Source organism: Ruegeria sp. A4, assembly GCF_056543025.1.
Genome location: NZ_JBQGAW010000001.1, coordinates 1,023,168 through 1,038,295, shown reverse-complemented (window position 1 = coordinate 1,038,295; position 15,128 = coordinate 1,023,168). Strand labels below are relative to the sequence as shown.

The window sequence follows — 15,128 nt, the reverse complement described above, 5'->3', positions numbered from 1 at the left end:
TTACAAGCGATAGCCTCCGGTCACGCCCAGAACCTCTCCGGTTACGAATCCCGCCGCGTCCGAGGCCAGAAACCGAACGACCCTGGCGATGTCTTCCGGAGTTCCGATCCGGCCCAGCGCCGTTTCCTTGACGAATAGCGATGTCAGATCGTCAGGACGGGGGTCTTCGGGGATGTTGATGGCACCCGGCGCAACCGCGTTGACGCGGATTCCGTCCGGGCCAAGTTCTTTCGCCATGGCGCGCGTCCAGAGGTTCAGCGCGGCCTTGCTTGCCCCATAGGTCGCGGCGTCGCGCGGCGGCAGTGTTGCGTTCATCGACGAGATGCTGACGATCGAAGCGCCGCGTTTCAGATGCGGTAATGCCGCGGAAAGCAACGCGGCGGGGGCCAGTACGTTGAGGTCAAGAATGGCGCGATGGTCCGCGGCCTGAAACTCTTGTTTCGGAGTGGAGCGAACAAGACCGGCATTGTTCACGATCACGTCCAGTCGCCCGAAGTGATCGATGACCTTTTCGACCACCCGGGAGGGTTGGTTGTCGTTTGTAAGGTCAGACTGAACCGCCAGAACGTCGCCTTTCAGCAATTCTGAATCGGGGTGGCTGGCCAACCAGGTGAAGGCGACATGGTGATCACCGCGCAGGTCTTCGACTATTGCCCGCCCAATTCCGCGGGCGCCACCGGTTATCAGTGCAACTTTTTCCATGAACTCAGATGACCGGCAAAGCGCCCAGTATTCAACGTTGATTTTTTGCGCTGCCGGAATGCTGTCACTTGCGCAGTAATATCCAGAGCATTGCCGCGATGAACGCGAAGGTGACAAGGTTCATCAATGTGTCCGTGAGATCACCGATCAGCATTGCGTTGGCCCTCCTCTCTGAGCCCGCGGAACAGGCAAACCATCAGCAGGACCGAAATGAAGACAAAGGGCAATGCGCCAAGGGAGATGAGGATCTTAACCGAGTCCACGGATCCCGAAAGGATCATTGCAACGCTCAGCAGTCCCAGCAATCCCCCCCAGATCAGACGCACACGCGGCGGGGGGTTCTCGTCCCCGCCCGTCGAGAAGGTGCCCAGAACAAATGCCGCGCTTACGACGCTGGTCACGATGAACAGAAAGGCGGCCAGTACCGTTGCAAGCGTGGTGATCACGGAAAGTGGAAGTCGGTCGAGCAGGGCGAAGGTCACGCGTTCGATATTTGTCTGCGTATAGGCCAGCAGTTCGCCCGCACCATTGAGTGCCTCGAACAGGCCAATGCCACCAAAGGCACCGAACCAGAGGATTGAAAACAGCGTGGGGGCGAACAGGACGCCGATCACGAATTCCCGTATCGTGCGACCGCGAGAGATGCGGGCGACAAAGACGCCCACGAACGGGCCCCAGGCAATCCACCAGACCATGTAGGTCAGGGTCCAGTCGCTGAACCATCTGGTGACGTCATCGCCGAAGAACGTAAAGGTCTGAAATCCCCTGGGAATGACATTGGTGACATAGTCGCCGAACCCCTGAACGATGGTATTCAGAAGGTATTCGGTGGGGCCAAGGACCACCGTGTAGGCAACAAGGCCGATTGCGATCAGCATGGCGGCATTGGACAGGCGCGCCATGCCCTGGCCCAGATCGATCATGAGTGCCGGGATATACGCAGCAACCATTGCCAGAAACACGACACCAATCAAAAGGGCGCCGACCGTTTCCCGACCGCCCAGCACTGCGATGCCGTCTGCCACCTGAAACACGCCCATGGCCATGGAGCCGCCAACACCAATGGATATGGCGATGATCGCCATGAAGTCCGAAAGCCACCCGACACGTTCAGCCCAGCGTTCACCGGGAAACAGGTTTTTGATCGGCGCACTAACCATCATCCCGGTACCGCGCCGGAAGCTGAAATAGGCAATTGTCAGCGCGGTAGAGCCATAAATCGCCCAGGCATGCAGCCCCCAATGGAAATTTGTCGCCAGCATCGCCTGCTGCGCCGCGATGAAATCCGGTGCCATGCCGGAGATGAAGTTGAAATGGGTCAGCGGTTCCGCCACAGCCCAAAACAGCAGGCCGACGCCCATACCGGCGGAGAACAACATTGAAATCCATGTGGCGGTGGAAAACTCTGGCTCCTCGTCATCCCGGCCAAGGCGAATGTTTCCATAGGGTGAAAATGCCAGAAACAGGCATCCGATCAACATACCCGAAGCGGCGAGCATCACGAACCAGCCGCGGCTGTGGAAGGTCTGCTGGACGATGCCGCTTGCCCAGGTCACCAGGCTTTGAATGTCCACGACACCCCATATCCCGACCACGGCAATTACGCTGAGCGAACATACCAGCAGGGCGTTGGGTTTCTTCATGGCGTTTGGTTTTCCGTTGATGACCTTGCCCAACAGTTTCAGGTTTTCGAATAAATGACCAGAATACAAAAAACCCCCGGCGGGTGGCCGGGGGTTTGAATTGCACGCTTTGGTATCGGTTATGATGCCTTCGCAAGATTGCGCAGGACGTAATGCAACACGCCTCCGTTTTCGATGTATTCAATCTCGGGCGCGGTATCGATGCGGCATTTCAGGGTGATGGTCTTTTCGGTTCCATCGCCATAAACGATCGTGCAGGGGACTTCCTGAAGCGGCTCGATCGTATCCAGCCCGTGAATCGAAACGGTTTCATCCCCTTTCAGCCCCAGGGTTTTGCGGGTGTCGCCACCTGTAAACTCGAACGGAATGACCCCCATGCCAACAAGGTTCGAACGGTGGATACGCTCAAAGCTTTCGGCGATTACGGCCTTGACGCCCAGCAGCGCCGTGCCCTTGGCCGCCCAGTCGCGGCTTGAGCCTGCGCCATATTGCTCGCCACCGAATACCACCAGCGGGGTGCCGTTCGCCTGATAGGCCATCGAGGCGTCATAAATTGACGTCTGTTCACCGTCCGGGCCTTTGGTGTAACCGCCTTCGACGCCGTCCAGCATCTCGTTCTTGATGCGGATATTGGCGAAAGTTCCGCGCATCATCACCTCGTGGTTGCCGCGACGTGAACCATATGAATTGAATTCACGCGGCTGCACCTGACGTTCAATCAGGTACTGGCCTGCGGGCGAGGTCGTCGCGAATGACCCCGCGGGCGAGATGTGGTCGGTCGTGACCATGTCACCCAGAATGGCAAGAACCTTGGCGCCTTCGATGTTGGAAATCGTGCCCGGTTCGGGGCCCATGCCCTGGAAATAGGGCGGGTTCTGGATATAGGTCGATGTCGGCGGCCAGTCATAGGTTTCCGCATCGGTGGTTTCGACCGACTGCCATTTCTCGTCTCCTTTGAAGACGTCGGCGTATTTCGACTGGAACGCTTCGCGCGTGACGGTCTGTTCGACCAGTTCCGCGACCTCCTGCTGCGTTGGCCAGAGGTCTTTCATATAGACGTCGTTGCCGTCCTTGTCCTGACCGATCGGTTCGGACGTCAGGTCGATGTCCATGGTGCCTGCCAGGGCGTACACGACGACCAGAGGCGGCGAAGCCAGATAGTTTGCGCGCACGTCAGGCGAGATGCGGCCCTCGAAGTTGCGGTTCCCGGACAAGACCGAAGTGGCGACCAGATCGCCTTCCGCAATGGCCTCCGAGATTTCTTTCTGGATCGGACCCGAGTTGCCGATACATGTGGTGCAGCCGTATCCGACGAGGTTGAAGCCGATCTTGTCCAGATCCTCCTGAAGGCCCGCGGCCTCGAGGTAAGCGGACACAACCTGCGACCCCGGTGCCAGTGAGGTTTTGACCCAAGGCTTGCGATCCAGCCCCAGCGCGGCTGCCTTGCGCGCCACGAGGCCCGCTCCGATCATCACGTAAGGGTTCGACGTGTTGGTGCAGGACGTGATCGAGGCGATCACGACCTTACCCGATTCCATGCCATAGTTTTCGCCTTTGACCTCGACCTGTTTGCCCATCGGACGCTTGAAGGTCTCGGCCATTTCCTTGGCGAAAGCGGCCTTGGCGTCAGTCAGCGCAACATAATCCTGCGGGCGTTTGGGCCCCGAGATTGCCGGAACAATCGTGCCCATATCCAGGGTCAGGGTGTCGGTGTAGATCGGCGCATAGTTTTCATCGCGCCAGAAACCGTTTTCCTTGGCGTAGGCTTCAACCAGCGCGATGCGATCCTCGTCGCGGCCGGTGTTGCGCATGTAGCGCAGAGTTTCGCCGTCAATCGGGAAAAAGCCGCATGTCGCGCCGTATTCCGGGGCCATGTTGGCGATGGTCGCACGGTCGGCCAGCGGCAGACGGTCTAGGCCTTCGCCGTAGAATTCGACGAACTTGCCGACAACGCCTTTTTCGCGCAGCATTTCCACGACCTTCAGAACCAGGTCGGTGCCGGTGGTGCCTTCGACCAGATCACCGGTCAGCTCAAAGCCCACGACCTCGGGGATCAGCATCGAGATCGGTTGACCCAGCATCGCGGCCTCGGCCTCGATCCCGCCGACACCCCAGCCCAGCACGGCCATGCCGTTAACCATGGTGGTGTGACTGTCGGTGCCGACCAGCGTGTCGGGATAGGCGACTTCTTCACCGTTCTGGTCGGTGTCGGTCCAGACGGTCTGGGCCAGATATTCAAGGTTCACCTGGTGGCAGATACCGGTGCCGGGGGGGACAACGCGGAAGTTGTTGAATGCACCCTGACCCCATTTCAGGAACTGGTACCGTTCCATGTTGCGTTCATATTCACGGTCCACATTCATCTGGAACGCACGCGGGTTGCCGAACTCGTCGATCATGACCGAATGGTCGATGACCAGATCGACCGGGTTCAGCGGGTTGATTTTTTGCGCGTCGCCGCCCAGCGCCTTGATGCCATCACGCATCGCGGCCAGATCCACAACGGCAGGAACGCCGGTGAAATCCTGCATCAGTACCCGGGCAGGGCGATAGGCGATTTCACGGGGGTTTTTGCCACCGTTGGCCCCCCATTCGGCAAAAGCTTTGATGTCATCGACCGAGACCGAGAACCCGTCATCCTCGAACCGCAACATGTTTTCCAGCACCACCTTGAGTGCGCCTGGCAGTTTCGAGAAATCGCCCAGGCCGGCCTCTTGTGCGGCAGGGATCGAATAATAGGAAATGGATTTACCATTCACGCTCAGACTGCGGCGCGTTTTGGCGGTATCCTGTCCGACTTTGATGGGCATCTGTGGCCTCCCTCTCAAATGACTTGGATATTAGGATTTGCTGAGTGTTATCTGCATCACCAAGCCCCCGTGTTCAAGGCTGAACACGCAATGAGAGGCAATTTTGTATACTATTGTACACTTTTTCGCGGGGGGAATGTATCAAAGCCTCAAGAAACCTTGATTGGCTGTTGAGTGTCAAAGCAGCTATCCCTGAGATCCAACCGCTCACCCCGAGAGTTCACATGTTCAGATCCATTGCCTTGACCACCGTGTTTTCCTGCCTTGTGGCGGTACAGGTCGCGGCCGAGGAAGACCCGGTTGTGGTCGAGCTGTTCACGTCTCAGGGGTGTTCATCCTGCCCGCCGGCGGATCGGATCATGCATGATTTGGCCAAGCGCGACGACGTCATAGGGCTGGCTTTGCATGTCGACTACTGGGACTATATCGGGTGGAAGGACGAATATGCGAACCCCGATCATACGCTTCGGCAGCGGGCTTATGCCCGCGAGGGGGGGCGTTCCATGATCTATACCCCGCAGATGGTGATCAACGGGCAGCACGACATCGTCGGGGCGCAATCCCGTGAACTTGATCGATTGATCGAAGCGCATCTGAAAGCCGCGCCCGAAGCGCTTGTGACGGCCGTGCGCTCAGCCGATGAAGTGACAGTGGATGTGACGCCCGTCGAGTTGCCGAAAGGCGATACCTATGACGTGCATGTGGTTCAGTATTCTCCCATGCGTCACGCTTCGATCCGTCGTGGAGAGCTGGCCGGGCACGAGTTGGATTATGCCAATGTCGTTGAGGCCTGGCAGATTGCGGGGCAATGGGATGGAACTGCACCGCAATCATTCACGGTTCAGCTTGGTTTGGACCTGCCGGCAGTCGTTCTGGTTCAAAGGGCCGGGGAAGGGCCGATTGTTGCCGCCACCCGGGTCAAGTGATCAGGGCATTTCTTCCGGTTTGATGCCCAACCCGTTCCAATGTTTCCAGCGGCGGTGAATCCAGAACCATTGCCCCATATGCTGCCGCACCATCTTTTCCAGATCGTCATTGGTGAACTGGGTCATGGTTTTAGGGTCCGTGTGCGGAACCGGTTCGTGCAGAACGATCTCAAAATCGATACCGTTGGGCTGACGCACCGCGTAACACGGAATCAGCTCGGCATTGTATTTGATGGCCAACTCGGCGTTCAGCACGGATGTCACGGCGGGTTTGCCGAAGAACATCAGTTCCTCACCACCCATTGCATGAAGATCGGAAACGATGGCAATGATCCCGCCTTTTTTCAACGAGCGTACCATCTCGACCATACCGCGCCGCCCCTGTTCGAACATCGGGGCGCCTGTCTTGTAGAAGGCTTCGACATAAGCGTCGTTGAAATACGGGTTGGCCATCCGCCGATACAGGCAGCCGATGGGCTGACCGCTGTATGTCTGCAAGGCGATGCGCGCTGCCAGGTAGTGACCGAAATGCGCCGTAATCATCATGACCGGACGCCCCTCGGCAACAGCCGCGTCTAATGCAGCGATACCTGGCCCAGAAATCTTGGCCTTGCTCTGCCGTTCGATAAAGTCTTCCGGAGAAAAATGTTCCATGATCGCACGACCGGCATTGTCCGGCACATCGCGGCAGATCTGCCTGACTTCGGCTTCAGGCAAGTCCGGGCAAGTCAGCTTCAGATTCCGACGAACACGTTTGCGAAACCCAACAACAGGTGCCAGAAACCGCACGATGGCCCCCATCGTTGCAATACGCCGCTCATAGGGAAGCATGCGCATAACGCGGATGACCCCCTGCAGAAACAGGTTGGCGACATAGTATTTCCCAAGCTCAAACCGGCTGAGCTCCGACTTTTCAACGGGCATGGAGGTGTCTCACCGCGTGTTGCGAATTGCTGAGAAAGACATACAGCCCGATGCCTGCAAGCTCAAGCGCCCAGACGGGCGGAAAACCTGAACCCGCAGCAGGTGGCCGGATCGCGCAATACCCGTGGGTTCGCGGGGTCAGGCTGCATCTTCCTCGTCATCGTTTTCGATCAGAACAATGGAACCGGCATCGACCAGAACGCGAATGGCGGCCACGACCTGTGTCATGGCATCTTCGGCTTCCGATTGTTTGACGCGCCCACGTTCGGCCATTTCCTCGCGCAGATTGTCGGCCATGCGGGACGAAATGTTTGACAGAATGAATTCAACGGAGGCCTTGTCATCATCCGCGGCGGCACCTGCCAATGCGGTGACAAGAACCGGCTGTTCCACTTCACGCAGGATGGCGGGAACATCGCGGGTCGCGATACGGTTTGGGATATGGGCAAAGGTGAAGATCGATTGGCGTACCAGATCCGCAAATTCGGCGTCGTCCTCGTCCAATGCGTTCAACAAGTCGTCGCGTGTTGCGGCCGCCGACTGGTTCAGGATCGCGCCCACGCGTGCGTCGGGACCATTGTCGAAAGCCTGAGCAGGCCGCTGATCCAGTTGCGCGGCCAGCGACCAGCCAATACGTTCAACCGCTTCGGGGGTGACATTTGTTGTTTTCGAGATGGCATAGGTAATGCGCCGCGCAACCGGGCCCGGCATATGGGCCAGCATCTGCGCCGCCTGTGCGGTATCCATCTTTGAAAGCATGACGGCCGCCACCTCGGTGCTTTCCGCTTGGGCCATTTTGGCAAGATCCTCAACGGGTATGTCACCCAGGCGTTGCCATGGGTCGCCGATCTGACGCACCCCGGCCAGCTTGCGCAGGCGCGCGGCCGTCGATGGTGCGATCTTTCCGTTCACCGCATCCAATGCCCCTGCAAGCCCATGTGGAAAAGCAAGCCCGACATTGTCCAGAGCGTCGCTGAATTCCTGGGCCACCGCGCCAAGGGTTACACGATCCACAAGGCCCATTTGCCCAAGTTGATGGGTCAATGTCTCTTGCAGGTCGTCAGGCAATTCCTCAAGTGGAATATCGGCGCCCTCGTTCAACAGAAGGCGGACGACAACGGCCGCTTTTTGCCGACCGGTCAATGTGCGCGGAACAACTTGCGGCGCGTGTTCATCCCCCGCGGCAAGTGGGGCAGACCCCCCATTTGCCATTTGTATCAAAGCGTTTGTGTCCTGCATCTGCCCGTAGTGCCAAATTTTCCGAACCACGGGCAGATTAACGGGAGTCGGGTTAAATAACCCTGAAGCTCAGTAGCTGTAGGTCAACCCTGTCCGGATGGCCTCGCGCAGAGACGTCTCGGCCCAGGTCCCTTCGCCGCCGCGGGCCTTGATCTCGCGCCATTGCTCGATTGCCAGATCGGTTTTTCCTTCGGTTACAAAGCCTTGCGCCATGTAGCTGCGCGCCAGAAGATTGTCGGGATTGGCATTGATGGCATTCTGGTAAAAGACGTTCGCCAGCTCCAGCTCGCCCATCTTACGGTAGGTAAAGCCCCAATAGGTCAGCACACGGTCGTCGTCCTGATCCATGATCCGCAGGATATCCTGCGCGTGCCCGTATTGCCCGTCATAGGCCAGTTCGCGGACGGCGTCGTAAAGCTGATCTTCCGACAGGTTGGTTTTGTTGGGTTTGACGCACCGGCCTCTGGCTTCGTCATAGACCCGACCGAACAAACATTTCTTGGTCGTATTCGTCGGTTTCGGCGGGCTGCTGCTGTCGCCGCCTGCGGCGTGAACCACCGGGGCAAAGGCGAAGGCCTGCAAAGCGAGGGCTGAAGCTAACAAAAGGCGCATATTCTTACTCCGTTCTCGGGGCTGCTCACAAAATCATAGTGCGATCTACAAAAAAGCTAACAGTGGAACGGTTGCTTTTATTCACAAGTCGGACAGAAATTTGTCAGCTGTTGACGGATTTCGCGCAGCTTTGCGTTTCAGTGTCCCAGGTTGTGCCGGGCGCGCAGGATTGCGTCTGTTTGGAATGCCCGCTGCACGCAAGGCCGGCAGATGCCACACAAACAAGTGCAAGTGAGCAAAGAACGGTACGGATCATGGTGCCTCTCCCCAAAAAAAATCAACCGCAGAATAACCGATTTCGGGCAGTCTGGCAAAAAACAAGGCCCGGCCTGTGAAATGCAGACCGGGCCGTGGGAAGGCGGCGTCGAGACCTACGTTATTCGCCGAATACCCGGGCGAAGATCGTATCAACGTGTTTGGTGTGATAGCCGAGGTCGAATTTCTCTTCGATTTCTTCGGGGCTGAGCGCGGCTGTCACGTCGGCGTCCGCCAGCAGTTCCTGTTTGAAATCGGTGCGGTGTTCCCAAACCTTCAACGCGTTGCGCTGGACCATGGCATAGGCGTCCTCACGGCTGACCCCTGCCTGGGTCAGGGCCAGAAGAACGCGCTGGCTCATGACAAGACCGGGGAATTTGTTCATGTTTTCCAGCATGTTTTCGGGGAAGATCAGCATCTTGTCGATCACGCCGGTCAGACGGGCCAGCGCAAAATCCAGAGTAATCGTGGCATCCGGACCGATCATGCGCTCGACCGAGGAATGCGAGATGTCGCGTTCATGCCAGAGCGCGACATTCTCCATTGCCGGGATCACTGCCGCGCGTACCATGCGGGCCAGCCCGGTCAGGTTCTCGGTCAGTACCGGGTTTTTCTTGTGCGGCATGGCCGACGAGCCTTTCTGGCCCATCGAGAAGAATTCTGCGCCCTCCAAAACCTCGGTCCGCTGCATGTGGCGGATTTCGATGGCGATGTTTTCGATGCTGCTGGCGATGACGCCAAGCGTCGCAAAGAAGGCCGCATGGCGATCACGCGGGATCACTTGGGTGCTGATCGGTTCGGGCACAAGGCCCAGTTTGTCACAGACATGTTCCTCGACGGCGGGATCGATATTGGCAAATGTGCCGACGGCGCCGCTGATGGCCCCAGTTGCAATTTCCGCACGGGCGTCGCGCATACGGGACAGGTTGCGGTCCATCTCGGCATAGAACCGGGCAAAGGTCAGGCCCATTGTCGTGGGCTCTGCGTGGATGCCGTGGCTGCGGCCGATGCGAACGGTGTCCTTGTGTTCAAACGCGCGTCGCTTGAGCGCTGCCAAAAGCCCTTCGAGATCTGCGATCAGAAGGTCCGCCGCGCGTGTCAGCTGGACGTTGAAGCAGGTGTCCAACACGTCCGAACTGGTCATGCCCTGGTGCACGAACCGGGCCTCTTCACTGCCGACATGTTCGGCGAGATGGGTCAGGAATGCGATGACGTCATGCTTGGTCACGGCTTCGATCTCGTCGATGCGGGCGACGTCGAATTCCACGTCCTTGGCTTTCCAGACGGCTTCTGCATTCTCGCGCGGGATCACGCCCAGATTGGCCATGGCATCGCAGGCATGCGCCTCGATTTCGTACCAGATGCGAAACTTGGTTTCCGGCGACCAGATGGCAACCATGTCAGGGCGGGAATAACGGGGAATCATTGGCGGCAGCACCTTTATGTGATTGGGATGAGGCGTTGGCGCGGGGTTTAGCCGCCTGTGCGCAAGGGAACAAGATGTGAGAGCAGGTATGAGACGGTTTGCCCTGATTTTCGCCCTCTGGCCGGGTGTTTTAGTGGCCGGAGACTTCCAGAAACTGTCCGGAGAGGAAATCCTGTCAGCCTTGGCCGGCAAGAAGCTGGAATACGGCGCGGGTGTTTGGCAGGTTTTCGAAGCCAGCATGACCACGCAGTATTTCTCGGGCGGGCCCAGTGTCGGGCGCTGGGCGGTGAGAGGGGATCAATACTGCTCGACATGGCCACCTGCCGATTTGTGGGCCTGCTACGAAGTATGGCGAAATGGGGACGCGATCCGTTTCGTTGATGATGCGGGCGGCCAGACCGTCGGGGTCTATGCGCAATAGATTTCATCTATTTGTCTGAAAGATTGGGGCGGGATGTTTGCAAGAGCCAGACGACAGGTGTGGGGCAGGGAAATACCTGAACGCGGTTTTCCTGGGTCTTTGCAACGCAGTGCTGGACAAGTCGCGCTTTCAGCGGTCAAGCTGAGGGTGAAGAAATCATCAGGTTATTGAGATATGCGTTTATTATCATCTCCAATTCTTGCCGCTTGCGCCGCTGTCTGGCTGGGTGGGGCAGGATCAGCACTGGCCGACACTCCGGTGACGTATACCGAGGATGGTCGCGCCCTGTTTCGGTTCGACGTGCCCGATTTCTGGGTGCTGCGCACTGGCGGCCCGCGTGAGATCGAAGACACCGGGTTGGATGATCCGCGTGCGGTGGCCCGAGTCATGGGGCTGCGCCCCGTAACGGACGACAACGTCTGGATGGGGTTTGTTTCACCTTCAGGGGTTGCAACCATTCAGGATGGGGTCCGCTACTTGCAGGACATCGACAAATTTCTGGTCAAAGACCCGACCCTTACCAGCACCAGCGACACCCGTATCGGCGGGTTGCCTGCCAGGGTGTTTCGGGGGACAGGGCGCCGGGATGGCAAGGGGGTGAACTTCACGGCCACTGTCATTGATTTGCCGCGCAACCGTGTCGCCATAGCTGTTGCCATCCTGCGGGACGGGGCAGACCCGGATTTCGCCGAAGATTTGAACGCCGTTTTCGCGTCGTTCCGGTCGCTTCTGTAAAGGGGGGCAAGATGCGCATTGGACTGATCAAACGGATTTCCCTCGCATTGGGGCTGGGGGCTGCAACTTTGACGTTGTCGGCCTGTGACGGCGTAACGGTCGGCGTTGGATACGGGTATGACCCGTTCTATGACTCGATGCTGTGGAACGATTACTATCGCGATGTCGATGTGAATGTTGATATCGACCGCCCGGACCGCCCAGATCGACCTGATCGGCCCGTGCGTCCCGAGCGCCCAAATCCGCCGGTTGCCAAACCTCCTGCACGGCCGCGACCCCCGGTGGCCCGGCCACCTGCCGCGCGGCCACCGATCCACCGCCCGGCACCACGCCGCAGATAATCAAAAGGCCGCCTGTCCGGCGGCCTTTTCTCAGGTAAGAAGTTCGGTCGTGATATGCGCCGAGCCTTCAAGTGTCCGGTGAACCGGGCATTTGTCTGCGATTTCCAGCAGGCGCTGTTTTTGTTCCTGATCAAGCGGGCCGCTCAGGCGGATTTTGCGGCGGAACTGATCCACTTTGCCCTCATTTGCCAAACCGGCATCCTGAGCATGAACTTTGTCATGGCAGACATCGACGCTGACACTGGTCAGCGGCCATTTTTTGCGGCGCGCATACATCCTTATCGTCATGGACGTGCAGGCGCCGAGGCCGGATGAGACAAAGCCATAAGGCGACATGCCCTTATCCGTGCCGCCATAAGAGGCAGGTTCATCTGCAACCGCATGATGGTGCGGACCGGCCTGAATATCCTGCATGAAGCCATTCGGATCCGCCTCTGTCACGCGAACGACACCTTCCGGCGCACCCGGGGGTGGCGCGGGGGGGCAAAGTTTCAGATAGCGCGAGACCCAAGCCGAGATGACATCCGCGGCATATTCAGCATCAGACGCCCGTGTGATCAGGTGATCGGCTTCGTCGAGGGTGACGAAGCTTTTTGGGTGCTTTGCAGCCAGAAAGATGGTGCTTGCGTTGTCGATACTGACCGTTTCGTCCCGAGGAGCGTGCAGGATCAGCAAAGCGGCCTTGAGATCAGCGATCGAGGCAGACAGGGCCGATCCCGCAATGTCATCCACGAACGCTTTGCCAATTCGAAACGGGCGCCCGCCCAAGGTGACCTCGGCGCTGCCCTCCTGTTCGATCTGGGGCAGGGCATCCTCGAAATGATGGGACACGTGGCCGGGATCGGCCGGTGCGCCCAAGGTGACCACGGCCTTGACCGTCGGAATTCCGGCACGCGCCCGCAAAACCGCCGCACCGCCAAGCGAGTGACCGATCAGAAGGGCAGGGGCCATGTTTCGTCCGGCCAGATATTGCGCGGCCGAGATCAGGTCCTCGACATTCGACGTGAAAGTCGTGTTGGCGAATTCTCCTTCGGAATGACCCAGGCCGGTAAAGTCGAACCGAAGCACTGCAATTCCCATGGCCGCCAGGCGGGCCGAAATGCGCCGGGCCGCAGGTATGTCCTTGGAACAGGTGAAGCAATGGGCAAACAGGGCCGTCGCAAGGACCGGACCATCCGGCAAATCCAGCCGCGCGGCCAATTGGCTGCCGTCATGTCCGGCAAAAGTGATGCGTTCCGTGGGCATGTCGGCTCCTTGAACGGTTCGGGGAAACATCCCCAATACTGTGGTCAAGCCCGCCGGGTCACAACCCTTATGTCAAACGCGTCACGGGAAGGTGAGAACCAAGCGAGCGTCTTGCAATCCGAAAGATGCCACGGGCGGTGACAGGCGTGGCCGCTAATTGGGGGTGTTTGGCGCTCCATCAATGTGTGTGATGAAAAACCGAACAAACATTCGTTTCACTTATGTCGCAATCAGGCCCATCTACGGCCTACAGCAATTGATAAAGGAGACGCAGATGGCACATGCAGACGCTGCCGCACACCTTCCAAAGATACTTCCCGGTACAGTCATGGCGATTGTTCTGGCTGGCCTCGTGGGTTTTGCCGTCGGGCAATCCCGGCCCGCAGTTTTCAGCGGGCCGCAGGCTCAGGTAAGTCCAACTGTCGAAGACTGGCACGGCAACGTGCGCCGGTCTCATTGGTTAGAATGAGGCGCCGGCCTCACTCGAGCCCCATCAACCGGGCATCGAAGGGGTATTTCGTCAGGTTTTCGTATCCGTCTTCGGTTATGAGAACCTGATCCTCCAGCTTGATGCTGAAATCGCCACCCACTTCGCCCACGCAGGCTTCGACACACAAGACCATTCCGGGTTCCAGCGGATAATCGTAGGCCCCTTCAACCGCCTTGTCCGGATAAGCAACCAGCGGCCATTCATCGCAAAGCCCGACGCCGTGCATCAGACAGCCATATTTCTGCGCCTGGAACTTCTCGTCCAGCCTGTGGGAATTTGCGGTCAGTTCGGGGATCATCACGCCGGGCTTGAGCATCTCCATATTGGTCATGATGTGTTCATGGGCGTGTCGCATGGCATAGATCATGTCCTCGCGTGGCTTCTGATCGCCAATCCACCAACTGCGGGAAATATCGATACAAATCCCGTAAGATCCAATCAGGTCGGTGTCGAACGAGATGATCTCGTTCTGCTGGGTGATCCGCGGGCCACATTCCTGAAACCACGGGTTGGTGCGCTGGCCCGAAGCCAGCAGACGGGTTTCGATCCATTCACCGCCACGCTTGATGTTTTCGGCGTGAAGTACAGCCCAGATATCATCTTCCGAGGTCTTGCCGTCGCCGACATTGGCACGGGCAAACCGTTCCATTTCGGCAACCGCAGTTTCGCAGGCATGGCTGGCGCAGCGCATGGCCAGGATTTCGTCAGGCCCTTTGATGGCGCGGGTCTTCTCGGTCAGTTCTTCGCCTTCCATGATGTCGAACCCCTGCGCCTCGAGCGCGCGCAATCCGTGCAGCATGATCTTGTCGACCGCCAGGCGCATATTTCCGCCGCCGTGTTCTTCGATCAGTACGCGTACTTCGTTCGAGAACACATCTGCGGCAACGTCAACCTTGTCGCCCCGGTCGAAGTAAAACAGGTCAGCGCCCGAGCGCTGCTCGCGCACAAGTGGGTTGAAGGTGCTGAGGAAGGGGGAGTTCTTGTAATCCCAGATCACCATATAGCCATCTGCACACAGCAAAACCGCCCGAAACGGATTGTGGGTGTTCCACAGCTGCATATTCGTGCTGTCGGTGGCATAGCGGATATTCAGCGGGTCAAAAATCAGCAAGCCGCCATAGCCGCGGTCCACGATGGCCTGTGTCAGCCTCTTCCAGCGGTGTTCCCGCATCCGTGCCAGATTGGGAAGTTCCAGCCCCGCAGCGGCCCACTCGTCAAACGCAAGCTGCGTCGGACCAATCTCGATCCGATCATTTTCGTTTGGCGTACCATCGCCCAATGTCGTGCCACGGCTGGGGTCAATCTTGCGCGCGTCTCGGTAGTGCTGGTTCATGGCTGGCCTCGTTGCTTGTTCCAATT

At 58.4% G+C, this 15,128-nt stretch carries 14 protein-coding genes; 5 read left to right on the top strand and 9 right to left on the bottom strand.

Annotated features, from left to right (window positions below; translation table 11 throughout):
* The 3 genes from ACR0E2_RS05175 to acnA form a co-directional block, all read right to left on the bottom strand.
* Complete coding sequence (locus ACR0E2_RS05175; protein ID WP_480445487.1) at nucleotides 1–702, bottom strand: SDR family NAD(P)-dependent oxidoreductase; 702 nt, start codon at nucleotides 700–702, stop codon at nucleotides 1–3.
* 140 nt (nucleotides 703–842) lie between these two features.
* The gene (locus tag ACR0E2_RS05170) at nucleotides 843–2,345 is read right to left on the bottom strand and encodes a BCCT family transporter (RefSeq protein ID WP_480445486.1); all 1,503 of its coding nucleotides are present in this window, start codon (nucleotides 2,343–2,345) and stop codon (nucleotides 843–845) included.
* Between the two features lie 119 nt (nucleotides 2,346–2,464).
* On the bottom strand, nucleotides 2,465–5,155 hold the full coding sequence (gene acnA / locus ACR0E2_RS05165; RefSeq protein ID WP_480445485.1) for an aconitate hydratase AcnA: 2,691 nt from the start codon (nucleotides 5,153–5,155) through the stop codon (nucleotides 2,465–2,467).
* Nucleotides 5,156–5,379: 224 nt separating this feature from the next.
* On the opposite strand from acnA, the gene ACR0E2_RS05160 reads away from it, so the two are divergent.
* On the top strand, nucleotides 5,380–6,081 hold the full coding sequence (locus tag ACR0E2_RS05160; protein ID WP_171115322.1) for a DUF1223 domain-containing protein: 702 nt from the start codon (nucleotides 5,380–5,382) through the stop codon (nucleotides 6,079–6,081).
* Here the strand turns inward: ACR0E2_RS05160 and ACR0E2_RS05155 are convergent, their stop codons facing one another.
* From ACR0E2_RS05155 to purB, 4 genes are all read right to left on the bottom strand, one after another.
* Nucleotides 6,082–7,005, bottom strand: coding sequence for a lysophospholipid acyltransferase family protein (locus tag ACR0E2_RS05155; protein ID WP_171228073.1), 924 nt, complete (start codon nucleotides 7,003–7,005; stop codon nucleotides 6,082–6,084).
* Between the two features lie 138 nt (nucleotides 7,006–7,143).
* Complete coding sequence (locus ACR0E2_RS05150; RefSeq protein WP_480446183.1) at nucleotides 7,144–8,217, bottom strand: flagellar motor switch protein FliG; 1,074 nt, start codon at nucleotides 8,215–8,217, stop codon at nucleotides 7,144–7,146.
* 96 nt (nucleotides 8,218–8,313) lie between these two features.
* Nucleotides 8,314–8,856, bottom strand: a complete 543-nt coding sequence (locus ACR0E2_RS05145; protein WP_171167585.1) for a tetratricopeptide repeat protein — start codon at nucleotides 8,854–8,856, stop codon at nucleotides 8,314–8,316.
* A 376-nt stretch (nucleotides 8,857–9,232) separates the two neighbouring features.
* The gene (purB, locus tag ACR0E2_RS05140; protein WP_480445483.1) at nucleotides 9,233–10,537 is read right to left on the bottom strand and encodes an adenylosuccinate lyase; all 1,305 of its coding nucleotides are present in this window, start codon (nucleotides 10,535–10,537) and stop codon (nucleotides 9,233–9,235) included.
* An 88-nt stretch (nucleotides 10,538–10,625) separates the two neighbouring features.
* Between purB and ACR0E2_RS05135 the strand changes: the two genes are divergently transcribed.
* The 3 genes from ACR0E2_RS05135 (at nucleotide 10,626) to ACR0E2_RS05125 (ending at nucleotide 12,034) form a co-directional block, all read left to right on the top strand.
* Complete coding sequence (locus tag ACR0E2_RS05135; protein ID WP_480445482.1) at nucleotides 10,626–10,958, top strand: hypothetical protein; 333 nt, start codon at nucleotides 10,626–10,628, stop codon at nucleotides 10,956–10,958.
* Nucleotides 10,959–11,132: 174 nt separating this feature from the next.
* Nucleotides 11,133–11,693: a hypothetical protein gene (locus ACR0E2_RS05130; protein WP_152458352.1), complete on the top strand. Its 561-nt coding sequence runs from the start codon at nucleotides 11,133–11,135 to the stop codon at nucleotides 11,691–11,693.
* A gap of 11 nt (nucleotides 11,694–11,704) precedes the next feature.
* Complete coding sequence (locus tag ACR0E2_RS05125; protein ID WP_171167593.1) at nucleotides 11,705–12,034, top strand: hypothetical protein; 330 nt, start codon at nucleotides 11,705–11,707, stop codon at nucleotides 12,032–12,034.
* Nucleotides 12,035–12,064: 30 nt separating this feature from the next.
* Here ACR0E2_RS05125 and ACR0E2_RS05120 read toward each other — a convergent pair whose 3' ends face one another.
* Nucleotides 12,065–13,279 (bottom strand): bifunctional alpha/beta hydrolase/OsmC family protein, encoded by a 1,215-nt coding sequence (locus tag ACR0E2_RS05120; RefSeq protein ID WP_171639268.1) that lies wholly within the window; start codon nucleotides 13,277–13,279, stop codon nucleotides 12,065–12,067.
* Between the two features lie 274 nt (nucleotides 13,280–13,553).
* On the opposite strand from ACR0E2_RS05120, the gene ACR0E2_RS05115 reads away from it, so the two are divergent.
* Nucleotides 13,554–13,748, top strand: coding sequence for a hypothetical protein (locus tag ACR0E2_RS05115; protein WP_480445481.1), 195 nt, complete (start codon nucleotides 13,554–13,556; stop codon nucleotides 13,746–13,748).
* Nucleotides 13,749–13,758: 10 nt separating this feature from the next.
* Here ACR0E2_RS05115 and dddP read toward each other — a convergent pair whose 3' ends face one another.
* A complete protein-coding gene (gene dddP / locus ACR0E2_RS05110; protein ID WP_480445480.1) occupies nucleotides 13,759–15,102 on the bottom strand; it encodes a dimethylsulfonioproprionate lyase DddP in 1,344 nt (447 codons plus the stop codon).
* Nucleotides 15,103–15,128: the final 26 nt, after the last annotated feature.